12 protein-coding genes are annotated in these 13,949 nt (G+C 71.3%); 4 read left to right on the forward strand and 8 right to left on the reverse strand.

The genetic code is table 11. From position 1 onward, the window contains the following. On the forward strand, positions 1–1,276 hold a 1,276-nt coding region (locus ABT288_RS24440), incomplete at its 5' end, for an outer membrane protein assembly factor BamB family protein (RefSeq protein WP_351611473.1). Positions 1,277–1,394: 118 nt separating this feature from the next. On the opposite strand, the gene ABT288_RS24445 is transcribed toward ABT288_RS24440, so the two are convergent. The 3 genes from ABT288_RS24445 to ABT288_RS24455 are packed head-to-tail and all read right to left on the reverse strand — an operon-like array spanning position 1,395 to position 3,735. Beyond that, positions 1,395–2,171, reverse strand: a complete 777-nt coding sequence (locus tag ABT288_RS24445; protein WP_351611476.1) for an enoyl-CoA hydratase/isomerase family protein — start codon at positions 2,169–2,171, stop codon at positions 1,395–1,397. Beyond that, entirely contained in the window at positions 2,168–2,578 is a 411-nt protein-coding gene (locus ABT288_RS24450; RefSeq protein ID WP_351611478.1) for a Zn-ribbon domain-containing OB-fold protein, read from the reverse strand. The genes ABT288_RS24445 and ABT288_RS24450 overlap by 4 nt, the downstream gene beginning before the upstream one ends. A 2-nt stretch (positions 2,579–2,580) precedes the next feature. Further along, a complete protein-coding gene (locus ABT288_RS24455; RefSeq protein WP_351611480.1) occupies positions 2,581–3,735 on the reverse strand; it encodes a lipid-transfer protein in 1,155 nt (384 codons plus the stop codon). An 89-nt stretch (positions 3,736–3,824) separates the two neighbouring features. Here ABT288_RS24455 and ABT288_RS24460 point away from each other — a divergent pair, with 89 nt between their 5' ends. Then, positions 3,825–5,429, forward strand: coding sequence for a FadD3 family acyl-CoA ligase (locus tag ABT288_RS24460; RefSeq protein ID WP_351611482.1), 1,605 nt, complete (start codon positions 3,825–3,827; stop codon positions 5,427–5,429). Between the two features lie 994 nt (positions 5,430–6,423). Here the strand turns inward: ABT288_RS24460 and ABT288_RS24465 are convergent. Genes ABT288_RS24465 through ABT288_RS24475 form a run of 3 tightly spaced genes read right to left on the reverse strand, consistent with a single transcriptional unit; the run spans position 6,424 to position 8,456 of the window. Then, positions 6,424–7,359 carry a hypothetical protein gene (locus ABT288_RS24465; RefSeq protein WP_351611485.1) on the reverse strand — a complete coding sequence of 312 codons (936 nt, stop codon included), beginning with the start codon at positions 7,357–7,359 and terminating at the stop codon, positions 6,424–6,426. A 58-nt stretch (positions 7,360–7,417) separates the two neighbouring features. After that, entirely contained in the window at positions 7,418–7,624 is a 207-nt protein-coding gene (locus ABT288_RS24470; RefSeq protein WP_351611487.1) for a DUF397 domain-containing protein, read from the reverse strand. After that, a complete protein-coding gene (locus ABT288_RS24475) occupies positions 7,605–8,456 on the reverse strand; it encodes a helix-turn-helix domain-containing protein (RefSeq protein WP_351611489.1) in 852 nt (283 codons plus the stop codon). The genes ABT288_RS24470 and ABT288_RS24475 overlap by 20 nt, the downstream gene beginning before the upstream one ends. A gap of 119 nt (positions 8,457–8,575) precedes the next feature. On the opposite strand from ABT288_RS24475, the gene ABT288_RS24480 reads away from it, so the two are divergent. Next, complete coding sequence (locus ABT288_RS24480; RefSeq protein WP_351611490.1) at positions 8,576–9,067, forward strand: ATP-binding protein; 492 nt, start codon at positions 8,576–8,578, stop codon at positions 9,065–9,067. Positions 9,068–9,150: 83 nt separating this feature from the next. On the opposite strand, the gene ABT288_RS24485 is transcribed toward ABT288_RS24480, so the two are convergent. After that, positions 9,151–9,384: a hypothetical protein gene (locus tag ABT288_RS24485; RefSeq protein WP_351611492.1), complete on the reverse strand. Its 234-nt coding sequence runs from the start codon at positions 9,382–9,384 to the stop codon at positions 9,151–9,153. Positions 9,385–9,568: 184 nt separating this feature from the next. Next, positions 9,569–12,541, reverse strand: coding sequence for an SARP-family global regulator AfsR (afsR, locus tag ABT288_RS24490; protein WP_351611494.1), 2,973 nt, complete (start codon positions 12,539–12,541; stop codon positions 9,569–9,571). 179 nt (positions 12,542–12,720) lie between these two features. Between afsR and ABT288_RS24495 the strand changes: the two genes are divergently transcribed. Beyond that, complete coding sequence (locus tag ABT288_RS24495; protein WP_351611496.1) at positions 12,721–13,944, forward strand: amidohydrolase family protein; 1,224 nt, start codon at positions 12,721–12,723, stop codon at positions 13,942–13,944. Positions 13,945–13,949 lie beyond the last annotated feature (5 nt).

The following is a 13,949-nucleotide window of genomic DNA, read 5'->3' on the forward strand; positions in this document are numbered from 1 at the left end:
CGCCCGCGCCGCCGCCGTCAAGGCGCCCCCGCCGGAGGCCGGCCTGGTCGCCAGCTGGTCCCGCCCGCGTCCCGGCGTCGCCGGCACAGACCCTGCCGTAGGCCCTGCCGTACCGTCCGCCCCGCCCCAGCCCCCCGAGACCGCGAGCGGCTGGCGGCCCTGGCGGTTCCGCATGTCCAACGAGGTCTGGGGCACCCCCTCGGTCGACGGCGACCTGGTCTACGTCACCTCCTTCGAGGTGCACGCCCTGGACGTGGCCACCGGCCGGCGCCGCTTCAAGACGCGGGACGTCGCCTGGTCCATGGCGGTGGCGGACGGCCGTATCCACGCCTCCGACGGCCCGACCCTGTTCGCCCTGGACGCCCGCGAGGGCAGCGACCTGTGGCGGCTGTCCACGGACGCCTGGGTGTACTCCCTGCACGCCGACCACGGCACGGTCGTCACCGGCACCCGGGGCGGCGGCGTGCAGGCCTGGGAGGCCGCGCACGGGCAGAAGCTGTGGGAGATCAGCGGCTGCCAGACCGACTTCGAGTCCCCCGAGGCGGGCCCGCTCGTCCACGACGGCACGGTCTACGTCTGGCAGGACGCCCGCCTGCGTGCCCTGGAGGCCCGCACGGGCGAGGAGCGCTGGTCGTACCCGGTCGGTGACGCGGCCGCCTGTGGCGGCGTGCCGGTCCGCCTGACCCCCGCCGCCGACGGGTACGTCTACGTCTCCGCCGGCACCCGCGTCCTCGCCATCGAGGCGGCGAGCGGCATGGTCCGCTGGCACTTCGAGGCCCCCGCGGTCTTCCTCAGCCCGCCGGCCTTCGCCCCGGGCCCGGCGGTGACGGGCGGCGGCGTCTACCTGGCGGACTACCTGGGCACCGTCTACGCCCTCGACGCCACCGACGGCCGCGACCGCTGGCGCATCGCCACCGAGGCCCGCTCCTCCATCGAGCCGGTCCTCGTCGCGGCCGGCCATGTCCACGTCGGCAGCGGCAAGGGCCTGTACACCCTGGACGCGGTCACCGGCACGCCCAAATGGCGCTTCCAGGCGGGCGGCGACGTCGTGGGCGCTCCCGCGGTGGCGGAGGGCCGTATCCACTTCGGCTCGACGGACCACCTGCTCTACACCCTGAAGTCCGACGACGGCCGCCTGCGCTGGAAGCTCGCGACCGGCGGCGAGATCACCGGCTCCCCGGTGGTCAAGGACGGCGTGGTGTACGCCTGCAGCAAGGACCGGTGCGTGTACGCGCTGGACGCGGAGAAGGGGACGGGCACGGCCCGCACGGCGTGAGGGGCACGCCGGGGACTGAGTGACGGCCGTCGTACCGGTGTGTCACGGAAGGGCTCCAGACGGCGGCCGTCCCAGGCCTGACGCTACCCCGGGTGCGGGTTCCGCGCCATGCGGTCACTCACCGTGTCCGCGGCTCGGTGCGGTCCCTGTTCCTGAACAGCTCCGCCTGCCGTTCGACCGGCAGACTGCCGAGGGCGATGAGGGACGGGGCCTGGGCGAACGCCTGGGCCAGGGCCGCCTCCCGGGCCGCCCACAGCGCCCGCACGGTCCCCTGCACCCCCTGCGGCGGATACCCGGCAACGACCGCGGCGCAGCGCACGGCGCCCGCCAGCGCCCCGCCCTCCTCCGTGACCTCCGACACGAGCCCGATCTCATGGGCCCGCCGGGCGGAGATCCGCTCGGCGTTCCCCATGAGCGCCATCCGGGCCGCCTCCCCGTACGGCATCCGCGCCGCCATCAGCATCGACTCGTAGGCGCTGACCATGCCGTACGAGGTGTGCGGATCGAAGAAGACGGCCGTCGGATCGGCGACGACGAACTCGCACTCGCCCAGCAGATAGAAGGCACCCCCGCAGGCCATCCCGCGCACGGCGGCCACGACCGGCTTCCACAGGTCGTTCGCCTTGGGCCCGACCGTCAGCAACGGATCGTCCTGCATGTACGGCGACGAGGGCTGCGGCACGACGACGTCCCGGTCGATCCCGGTACAGAACGCCCGCTCCCCGCCCCCGGTGAGCACCACGGCCCGCACCGAGTCGTCGAACCGCAACGCCCGCCAGACACCGGTGAGTTCGCGGGCCATGTCCAGGTCGATGGCGTTGAGCCGGTGCGGCCGGTCGAGGGTGACGACGGCGACCCCGCTGTCCTTGTCGGTGTCGACCCGTACGGCGCTCACGCCGGCACCCACTGCGGCAGCCCGCCGTCACCGAAGACGACATGCACCCGGGCGCCGATCCTGGGGCTCTGCGGATCAAGGGAGTCGAGGGGCGCACCGGCGCGGGCGACCAGATTCCCGACCAGCCGGATCCGGGGGCAGTCCTCCAGCTCCACCACGACGACGTTGTACGGCGCCTGCGCCGCGTAGTCGGGCAGCAGCGGCGGATGCGGCACGACGTAGGACCAGATCCGGCCGCGCCCGCTGGTGAGCCGCCACTCGCTCGCGAAGGACTGGCAGTGCGGGCAGCACGGGCGGGGCGGGAAGCGGGGTTCGTGGCAGTCGCCGCAGACCTGGACGCGCAGTTCGCCACGGGCGGCGTACTCCCAGAAGGGCGCGCCGTCGGTGTCGGTGACGGGGTTCAGCATGATCAGCTCCTCAGCAGGAGAGCGGAGGTGGGCACGCCCTCGCCGGCCGTGACCAGGCAGGTGGCGGCGCCGGGCACCTGGGCGGTGCTGGTCCCGCGCAGTTGCCTCACCCCTTCGTTGATGAGGTTGAAGCCGTGGACGTAGGCCTCGGAGAGCCCGCCCCCGCCGGTGTTGAGGGGCAGCCGCCCGCCGATCTCCAGGGCGCCTCCCTCGGTGAAGGCCCCTCCTTCCCCGCGCCCGCAGAAGCCGTAGCCCTCCAGCGAGAGCGGTATGAGGACGCTGAAGGCGTCATAGATCTGCGCCACGTCCACGTCCTCCGGCGTGAAGTCGGCGTGCTTCCACAGATGCCGGGCGGCGGTCCAGGCGGGGCCGGTGAGGGGGTCGTCGTTCCAGTAGTTGACCATGCCGTGGTGCTGGGCGGGCAGCCCCTGGGCGGCGGAGTGGACGTACACGGGCCGGGTACGGCAGTCCCGGGCGCGCTCCTTGGACACGAGGACACAGGCGAGGGCCCCGTCCGTCTCCAGACAGTTGTCGAAGAGGCACAGCGGCTCGCTGATCCAGCGCGAGGTCATGTACATCTCGCGGGTCAGCGGCCGTTCGTACATCACGGCGGCCGGGTTCTGGTTGGCCCGGTTCCGGCAGGCGAGGGCGACGTTGAAGAGGTGATCGCGGGTGGCGCCGTACTCGTGCAGGTACCGCCGCGCCAGCATGGCGATCTCGTCGACGGGCCGCAGGAGGCCGAAGGGCCGCGTCCACTGGGCCGGGGTGGGGAGCTGGACGCGGGTGTCGGTCCACGGCCGCGGCCCGGACCCCCGTTTCCGCGACCGCCAGGCGACCCCGACGGTGGCCTGCCCGCAGGCGATGGCGGCGGCGAGGTGCGCGACGGTCGCACAGGAGCCGCCCCCGCCGTACCCCACCTTGCTGAAGAAGGTCAGATCCCCGAACCCGACGGCCTTGGCGAGCTCGACCTCGTCGGTCTCCTCCATGGTGTAGGAGGCGAGTCCGTCGACCTCACCGGGCGCGATCCCCGCGTCCTCCAGCGCGGCGAGCACGGCCCGGCAGGCGAGCGTCTTCTCGTCCTCCGGAAGATGCCTGGCGAACGAGGTCTGCCCGATCCCGACGATGGCGGTGGCGTCCTTGAGCCCGGCTGCTGCCACAGCGTCCTCCCCCTCCTCAGCATCCTGACAGTCCGTCAGATTACAGCTAATCTGACGGACGGTCAGCTACGCGGTACAGGGGGCCTGTGATGAGCGACTGCGACTGGGACACCATCCCCGGCCTGGTCCGGTGGTCGGCCGAGCGGTACGCGGACACGGAGGCGGTGGTCGAGGGCCGCACCAGGATCACGTACGCCGAACTCGGCGCCCGGGTCGAGCGCGCCGCGGCGGCCTGCCTGGCGAGCGGGGTGCGGGCCGGCGACCGGGTGGCGGTCTGGGCCCCCAACTCCCTGGACTGGATCGTGTCTGCCCTCGGCGCGGTGACGGCGGGCGCGGTCCTGGTCCCGCTGAACACCCGCTTCAAGGGCGCCGAGGCGGCGGACGTACTGCGCCGCAGCGGGGCCCGGCTGCTGTTCGTGACGGGCACGTTCCTGGGCACCTCGTACGTGGCGAGCCTGCGCCGGGCGGCGGGGGAGGGGGTGGCGGACGGCCGGGCGCCGCTGCCCGGACTGCCGGAACTGGAGGAGGTGGTGGTCCTGTCGGAGGACGCGCCCCCGGACTTCCGCACCTGGAAGGACTTCCTGGCGGGCGGAGAGGGCGTGGGTGCGCCCGAAGTGGAATCGCGGCGGAGGGAGTTGGATGCTTCGGCGCCGTCGGACATCATCTACACGTCGGGCACGACGGGCCGCCCCAAGGGCGCGATGATCACGCACACCCAGACCCTCCGGGCGTACGAGATCTGGGCGGACCTGGCCGGGTTGCGGGCCGGCGACCGCTACTTGATCATCAACCCCTTCTTCCACACCTTCGGCTACAAGGCCGGGGTGATCGCCTGCCTGATGCGCGGGGCGACGATGATCCCTCAGCCGGTGTTCAACGTGGAGACGGCACTGGCGAACATAGCGGCGGAACGCATCTCGGTCCTCCCCGGCCCACCCACCCTCCACCAGTCCCTCCTGGACCACCCGTCCCGGGACGCGTACGACCTCTCGGCGCTGCGCCTGGTGGTGACGGGCGCCGCGGTCGTGCCGCTCCGCCTGGTGGAACGCCTGCGCGGCGAACTGGGCGTGGACACGGTCCTCACGGCGTACGGCCTGTCGGAGGCGAGCGGCATCGTCACGATGTGCCGGCGCGGCGACGCCCCGTCGGTCATCGCGTCCACGTCGGGCCGGCCGATCCCGGGAACGGAGCTACGACTGGTGGACGCGACGGGCGCGCCGGTACGACCCGGCGAGGCGGGCGAGATCCTGGTCCGCGGCTTCAACGTCATGCGCGGCTACTACGAGGACGCGGCGGCGACGGCGGAGGCGATCGCTCCCGACGGCTGGCTGCGCACGGGCGACGTGGGTGTCCTGGACGCGACGGGCAACCTGCGCATCACGGACCGCATCAAGGACATGTTCATCGTCGGCGGCTTCAACGCCTACCCGGCGGAGATAGAGCAGTCGCTCGCCCTCCACCCGGATGTCCGGGAGGCGGCGGTGATCGGCGTACCGGACGCGCGGCTGGGGGAAGTCGCCAAGGCCTTCGTGGTCCGCCGCCCCGGCTCGGTCCTGACCTCGGACGACCTGATCGCCTGGTCCCGCCGCGAGATGGCGAACTACAAGGTGCCGAGGTCGGTGGAGTTCGTGGGCGAGCTCCCGCGGAACGCGAGCGGGAAGGTGGTGAAGGGGGTTTTGCGGGGGAGGGGGTGAGGGGGAGGGGGCTGGACCGAGCCGGTGTCGATGGGTTGCCGTGGGGCCGCCCGCTTCTTCGGCCAGTGTCGTGCTTCCGCGAGGTGCGTCAAGGGCGCTGCGTTCCGCTGCGCTCCACTCCGCGTCGGCTTCGCCGATGGCCCTCCGGTCCACCCTTGACCCACCTCGCTCCAGCACGGGGAAGAAGCGAGCGGGCAGCCCGGGGAAAGTGGCCGGCTTGCCGGGGTCGGGCCGTTACGTCGGCTGCGTTCGCGTCGTCGGCTGTGGGGTGCGCGGTCGCGTCTCGCCTGCACGCCGGGCCGGCCAAGCGGCTCGCGGTGAGTGGGTGGGTGCGCGGTCGCGGGGTAGGGGGCACGCCGGGTGGGGTCGGCGGCGCTCGGCGGCTCGGCAACTGGGCCCTTCGGGATGCGACTTGAGTGGCTGGCGTGACCCCAAGAGCGCCCCTTCTGCCACACCAGCCCCAGGGGCCACGGTAAGCCGAGCAATCGGCAGACTTGGGCCAGCCTGGGAGCCAGCCTGGGAGAGCTGACCCGCCGTCCGCTGAGGACGAGAGTGCCCAAAGATGCCAATCCTCCGCCGTCCTCACGTTCGGGGGCCCTCAGGTGCAGATGCCAGGATCCCGCGCCGCCAGGCCGACCTTCACGGGCTGGGATCCCCCCAACTCGCCGAGCCGACCGGGCGTGCCGCCGCCGGGCTGGTGCGCCGCCCCGCTCCTCCCGTAAGCCGCCAACCGCGCCCGGCGTGCAGGCGAGGCGCGGTCGCGCCCGTCAGCCCCGGCCCGGAACGCAGCCGACCCGTACCGCAAACCCCGGCAAGCCGGCCACTTTCCCCGGGCTGCCCGTTCGCTTCTTCCCCGTGCTGGAGCGAGGCGTGTCAAGGGTGGTCCGGAGGGCCATCGGCGAAGCCGACGCGGAGTGGAGCGCAGCGGAACGCAGCGCCCTTGACTCGCCTCGCGGAGGCACGACACTGGCCGAAGAAGCGGGCGGCCCCACGGTCACCGGGAATCGCCGGTCAGGGCAGCCAGGGTGGCCCTGATCTCCTCGACCATGTACTCAGGGCGGTGGAAAACGTCCTCGGCGCTGTAGCGGAGGAGGCTGCGGATCTCCGGACACTTCAGGATCTGGTTGAAGCGGGCGACGTCCCTTCGGTGTGCGTCACGGGTTCCGTGGTAGGCGTAGCCCTCGATCTCCACCCCCAGCCCTGCCGCCCTGAACAGGAAGTCGACGACGCGGCGACTGCCGTCCGGGGTGCGTAGCTCGGCCTGGCTCTCGGGGTGCAGGTCGGCGTCGTACATGCGTAGTCGCGCAACCGTCTCGGCGGGGGAACCGGCGAGGGGGTCGGTCAGGGGCAGCCAGTTCCGGGCCCGGACCGACCCTTGCAAGGTCGTCTCAAGCGCCGCGGCGATCTCGTCCAGCTTGGTGAGCGGCGCGCGACGGACCCGCCCTACCCTGCGGCACGTCAGCGCCGAGTCCACGGCGACGATCGCCTCGTCCCTCGGGCCGCGCCGAAGCAGGTCGGCGAGCGTGCGGGTGGGGTTGGTGAGCCGTAACCCCTGCCGTTCCACCACGTCCCTCGCGCTGAGCGGCATCCGGTGGACGCGCACGCCCGCGCTCACCCCGCGGGCGGTGAGCTGCGGGTCGATGAACTCCAGCGGCCTCCTGCGGCCGTCCCCGAGCATCTCGACCCGCCAGAGGGCAGCCGCTGAACCGTGGCTCACGATCAGCCGGGGGTCGCGGAGCAGCCCGGCCCGAAGGTGAGTGAGCAGGTCCGGGTTCCGCCCGGGCTCGGCCCAGGCGCCCTGCCGCAGCCGGGTCCAGCCCTCTGCCCGTAGCGCACGTGTGAGGCTGCGCCGGGGCCAGCCGGCCTCCACGGCACGCGAGGTGAGCAGGACGCCCCGGTTGGCCAGCGCCCTCAACTCCGTCCGCTCCACTCCAGCAAGATCGCAGAATCCCTGACTTGCCGCTGAGCCTGTGGATAACCGGGCGGGGTCAGCCCTTCAACGAGTTGAGGAAGGTGCTCCAGGCGAGGGGGCGGAAGAGGAGCACGGGGCCGTCCTGCGCCTTCTTCGAGTCGCGGACGGGGATCACCACGCTGGGGTGTGCGTTGGAGACTTCGACACACTCGCCGCCGCTGCCGTTGCTGTAGCTGCTCTTGCGCCACGCAGCTGTGCTCAGGTCAATCCCGGTGCTTGCCATCTCGGTAGTCCTCTGCCGCTTGTTCGACCATGGCCAGGGACGCCTCTGGCGGGAGTGCCGCGGCCCTGAGCAGATCGTACGACCTGCGGTAGTTCTTCACGAGCGACGGATAGTCGATGAGTTGGCCATTGTGAAGCCCCTCGGTGTAGGCCACCGGTGGGGCATCCGGGAAGGTCATCACCCTCATCATGCCCATCATGAACGGGTGAGCGTGCGCCGTTTCCGGGAGGATCTGCAGAACACCCTGCGTGGAGCGGATCACGTGGGCGATGTGCTCCAGCTGTACCGCCATGTCGGTCGCGGGCAGGAGAGGCTTGCGGACAAGTGATTCATGCAGGACAGCCCAGAACGACGGTCGTTCTTCGCACTTCCAGATGTCCGCCCGCTTCAACCTGGCCTGAACCTGCTTGTCGACCGTCGCGGGTGGCAGCCATGGCAGCGACGTATGTACGACGGCCTCGGCGTAGGCCTGTGTTTGCAGCAGCCCCGGCACCAGCATCGGCGCCCAGTCCTCGATCGTCTCCGCATGCTGCTCCAACTCCGCCACATCCGCGAAGTACTCCGCATGCCCCGACTGCCGTGCCCTGCGGGCATCTTCACAACGGCGCTCGAAAAACCCGTCGGTCTTCAGCACCTTGTCGACATGCCGGGCCAGATCCACCGGCATGCGTCGCTCACCCCGCTCGATCTGGCTCAGGAACGGCACACCCCGGAAGCTCCCTTCCGCCAGCTGCTCCAGGGTCAGCCCCGCCAGTTCCCGTCGATAGCGCAACTCGGCGCCGTAGAAGGAGGGGACGTTCGCCGACGCGTCGGGGTCTTTGCGTGGGGGCACAACTCATCACCGCCATTTGCCAGTTGCGCTGCGTAGCCGAAACCTCTTCAAAAGGTACCGATGTCGGCGCCACTGTGTGACTGATTCATCACAGAGAGCACAGGAAGGCGTATGCAACCATGGCGTCCTCGAATCCCCCCAGCCCTCCCCCCGGCCTGGTGGCGCTCGGCAACTGCAACGCCGCCACGGCACGCGGGCCGGCAGCGGTGCTGCGGAGTCTCGGTACGGCACCGAGCCGGCCGCCGCTGGACGTGGAGCTTCCCGCCGTACCGGAGGCGCTCCAGGGACTGCGCCGTACCGTGCGCCGCTACCTGGACGCGCCCTGCACCGATGTCCAGCTCTGCGTCACCGAACTCGTCACCAACGTGATCCGGCATGTGGGGGAGGCGACTCCGGTCCGTGTGCGGGTGGCCCTGACGGACGGCAACCGCATCCGCGTCGAGGTCATGGACCCGGCCGGGCAGGCCCTGCCCGTGCCCCTGTCCGGCGCGCTCGACGCCGAGGACGGGCGTGGCCTCGCCCTGCTGGACGCGGTGGCGCTGCGCTGGGGCGTGGAGCAGGGGGTGGATGGCAAGACGGTGTGGTGCGAGCTCGGCATTCGTCGAACCTGACTGCCCCTGGACACACCTCGGCCGCGACGGCTCCCCCTCGGCGCCGTCGCGGCCGGTCCCCCGTTGTGTGTGAGCCTTGGGCCTTAGGCCGTCTCGGATCCGGCGTGATTCTCCTGCGGCTTCAGGACGCTCTCCGACACCAGGCCGGCGTGGTTCTCGAGCGGCTTGATGGCGTCGTTGCCCGTCGTGCTCCCGGCGTGGTTCTCCAGAGGCTTGACGGTGGAGCCGTCGTCCGGGCTGCCGGCGTGGTTCTCCAGCGTGGTGATCTCGTTCTTCTGCGAGGTCTCGCTCATCGTCGGCAACTTTCTGTCGAGCATCCTGGAAGGGTGATCAACCCGTCCGGCGGCTCCCCCGATGGGCCGCCGGACGGGACTCAAGGCCGTTCACCCTAACGGTGAGGCCAAGTGCCGCTCCGTTTGGCCCCCCGCCGCAACGGACCGGCACTCATGAGGATGGCGATCTGCGATAAACAAACAATGAACGTGGTGTCCGGCGGAGCCGTCAGGCTGTCGCGGCAGGGTGCAGGAGGGCCTTCACCTGGTCTGCCTCGGAGGCGCCGAACTGCTCATGGATGACGAGGGCTTCACGCCAGCACGCGCGTGCCCGATCGCTCTGCCCCAGGTGGTTGAGCGCCTGCCCCAGCGTCGTCAGGACGTTGGCCCGCATCCAATCGCCTCCGATGACGCGAAGAGCAAGAGCTTGCTCCGCATGCCGCGCCGCCAGGGCGTATTGGCCGGACGCGAGGTATGCCTCGGAAATACGGAAGTTCGCGGTCCCTTCCCAAAGGCGCTGCCGATTGTCCTGGAACAGCCTCAGGGCTTCGTGGAGTTGCTCCAGTGCCTCGACGCCACGATCGGCGGCGCTGAGCGCGATTCCCAGAGCGAGCCGCGCGTTGGCCACACGGAGCGTCAACCCGAGCTGATCGTAGAGAGCCAGACCCTGCCTGGCCAGCTCGACAGCGCTATGGAGCCGTCCCAGCTTGACGTGAATCCGAGACAGATTGCACAGGGCACTGGCCTGTCCCGGCAGGTTTCCGTCGGCGCGGTAGTTGGCGATCGCCTCCTGAAGGTGCTTCTCCCCGTCGTCGTTCCGGCCCTGATAGAGGGCAATGATTCCGCGGTCGTTGGGGGCCCAGCAGCAAGGCGCCAGATCTCCCGAGGCCTGTGCCAGCAGGATGGCGAGGCGAGCTTCCTCGTCCGCCTGGCTGAACTTGTCCGAGATCATCAGAGCGTTGGTCAGCGCCGTGCGTGCCCGCCCCTCGGCTCGTTTGTCTCCTGCGTCCTGCGCCAGGTTTCGCAGAGCTACAGCAGTCGTTTCGTACTGGTGGGAGTTCGCACCTGATTCCGTCAGATCCTTGGCCACCCACAAGAGATCGACCGAGCGCCTCAGCATTCCCTGCCCGGCGCTCTGACGAACGCAGGCCAGCAGGCAGTCGCCCTCGGCGTGCAGCCAGTCGACGGCGGCCTTGGAGTCGGGAAAGGTCAGGCCTGGGTGATGCGTGGACTCCAGGTGATCCACCAGCCGGTCCCCCGGCCGCTCCATCGCGTAAACCTGCGCCGCCGTGGCCAGATAGAAGTCCAGCAACCGCGACATCGCAGCCTCCCGCTCGCTGGGCGGCTGTTCGTCCCTCTCCGCGCAGGCACGCGCGTAGAGCCGGACCAGGTCGTGGAAGCGGTAGCGGCCCGGTGCCGCCGACTCCAGCAGCGACGTGTCCACCAGGGCCTCCAGCAGGTCTTCGGTCTCCTCCGACGGGAGATCGAGGACCGCCGCCGCGGCCGCCAGGGAGATGTCCGGGCCGTCGGCCAGGCCCAGCAGGCGGAACGCCCGGGCCTGGGCCGGCTCCAGCTGCCCGTAGCCCAGTTCGAAGGTGGCCTTCACCGCCAGGTCCCCGGCCTGCAGTTCGTCCAGGCGGCGGCGTTCGTCCGCGAGCTTCGCGGCGAGGACCGACACTGTCCAGGTCCTGCGCGCAGCCAACCGTGACGCCGCGATCCTGATCGCCAACGGCAGGAACCCGCACGCCGCCACCACGTCCAGCGCCGCCTCCCGTTCCGCCGCCACCCGCTCGCCGCCCACGATCTTCGTGAAGAGAGCGAGAGCCTCGTCGGGGGACATCACGTCCAGGTCCACCAGGTGGGCGCCCGCGAGGTCGACCATCCTCACCCGCGAGGTCACCAGGGCCGCGCAGCCCTCCGTGCCGGGCAGGAGCGGGCGTATCTGTGCCGCGTCCTTCGCGTTGTCCAGCAGCACCAGGACCCGGCGGCCGTCCAGGACCGAGCGGTAGAGCGCCGCCCGGTCGTCCAGGGAGTCCGGGATCGCCGAGTCCGCTGTGCCCAGGGCGCGCAGGAAGGAGCCGAGTACCGTCTCCGGTTCCGCCGGGCGGGGGCCCGCGCCCTGCAGGTCGACGTACAGCTGGCCGTCCGGGAAGGCGCCCCGCGCCCGGTGGGCCACGTGCACCGCCAGGGTCGTCTTGCCCACGCCGCCGATGCCGGCCAGTGCCGACACGGCCATCACCCGGTCCGCGGCGTCCGGGGACTCCGAGGCCGAGGACAGTACCTCGCTCAGTTCGGTCACGAAGGACGCGCGGCCCGTGAAGTCGGGAACCGAGGCCGGCAACTGCGCCGGGCGGACCGGTACCGCCGCCGGCTCCGCCGCCGGGGACGACGGCTCCGCCAGGGCTGGGTCCGCCTGCAGGATGCGTTGCTGCAGTTCCCGGAGGCCGGGGCGCGGGTCCACGCCCAGTTCCTCGGCCAGCAGGCGGCGGGTGTCGGCGTAGACGGCCAGGGCCTCCGCCTGCCGGCCGCTGCGGTACAGGGCCAGCATCAGCAGCTCGCGCAGCCGCTCGCGCAGGGGGTACGCGGCCGTCAGCGCGGTCAGCTCCGACACCGCCTCCGCGTGGCAGCCCTGTTCCAGGTCCATGTCCAGGCGGGATTCGAGGAGGCCCAGGCGCCACTCCTCCAGGCGGACCCGCTGGGTCTCGGCGTACGGGCCGGGGACGCCGGCCAGGACCTCGCCGTCCCAGCGGGCGAGGGCCTGGTTCAGCAGGTCCCGGGCCCGGCACAGGTCGCCGGCGGCCCGTGCCTTCTCCGCCTCCGCCGCCAGGTCCTGGGCGACGGCCAGGTCCAGGACGCCCTCGGCCGGCATCCGCACCGCGTAGCCGCCGGACTCGCTGACCAGCACCCCGGGGGGCAGGACCTTGCGCAGGCGGGAGGCGTAGGTACGCAGCGCCGCCAGCGCCTGCGACGGGGGCTCGGCGCCCCACAGCGCGTCGATCAGCTCCGCCGCCGTCGCCGTACGGCCCTCGCGCAGCAGCAGGGCGGCCAGCAGGGCGCGCTGCTGGGGCGAGCCCGTGCCGATCTGCTCCGCGCCGCGCCAGGCCCGCACCGGACCGAGCACGCCGAACCGCAGCGCCTCCGGCTCCGTGACGTTCACGGAGCCGGGACGCCGCTGCTCAGGCACTCGCGGCCCACCGTCCATGCGTTCGTCCCCCTCGGCATCACGAACAACCCCGTCAGTTTGCCTTGTTCCGGGCGGTTCCGTCAGCTGTGGGAGACGCCGATCACAGGCCGCTGCCTCGCAGCGCACAAACCCCTCACACCCTCTTTGCAAGCACCCGATAGCTGACGGACCGTCAGATCAGCGCTACCGTGAGGGCCATGGAGACCACACAGTTCCCGCTGATCATCTCCGTCGACGACCACACCGTCGAACCCGCCGGCGTCTGGCAGGACCGGCTGCCGAGGAAATACCAGGACGTCGGGCCCCGGATCGTGCGCGCCCCGCTGAAGGAGATGACCTTCCTGGGCGGGCGTTTCAAACCCGTCATGGGCGAACCCGGCAGTACCGACGGACCCCTCGGCGACTGGTGGGTCTACGAAGACCTGCGACGGCCCCTGACCCGGCTCGACACCGCCGTCGGGTACGACCGGGACGAGGTCAGGCTCGAGGTCATCACCTATGAGCAGATGCGGCCGGGGTCGTACGACGTGTCCGCGCGGCTCGCCGACATGGACGTCAACCACGTGCAGTCCGCCGTCTGCTTCCCCACCTTCCCGCGCTTCTGCGGGCAGACCTTCACCGAGGCCGCCGACAAGGAGCTCGCCCTGCTGTGCGTGCGCGCCTACAACGACTGGATGGTGGAGGAGTGGTGCGGGCCGAAGGCGCACGGGCGGCTGATACCGCTCACCCTCATACCCCTGTGGGACGCCGAGCTGGCCGCCGCGGAGGTACGGCGCAACGCGCACAGGGGTGTGCGGGCCGTCGCCTTCTCCGAGATACCCCCGCACCTCGGCCTGCCCTCCGTCCACACCGACGACTGGGATCCCTTCCTGGCCGCCTGCGACGAGACCGGCACCGTCGTGGCCATGCACATCGGCTCCAGCAGCCGTATGCCCTCCACCTCCGCCGACGCCCCGCCCGCCGTAGGCTCCACCATCACCTTCGCCAACTGCTGCTTCTCGATGGTGGACTGGCTGATGAGCGGCAAGTTCGAGCGGTTCCCGAACCTCAGGGTCATGTACGCCGAGGGGCAGATCGGGTGGATCCCGTACATCCTCGAGCGCGCCGATGTCGTGTGGCAGGAGAACCGGGGGTGGGGCGGCATCGCCGACAAGGTCACCCGGCCGCCGTCCGAGACCTTCGCCGAGCACGTCCACGGCTGCTTCTTCGACGACGCCTTCGGGCTCAGGAACCTGGACGCCATCGGGGTCGGCAACGTCCTGTACGAGACCGACTACCCGCACTCCGACTCCACCTGGCCCAAGTCCCGCGAGGTCGGTGAGGCCCAGATGGGGCACCTTCCGGCGGACGTGGTCGAGCGGATCGTGCGCGGCAACGCCATCGAGCTGCTGGGGCTCACCCCCGAAGGGCTCTGGCGGTGAGTGCC

Source organism: Streptomyces sp. NPDC001093 (genome assembly GCF_040298985.1).
Taxonomy (GTDB): Bacteria; Actinomycetota; Actinomycetes; order Streptomycetales; family Streptomycetaceae; genus Streptomyces.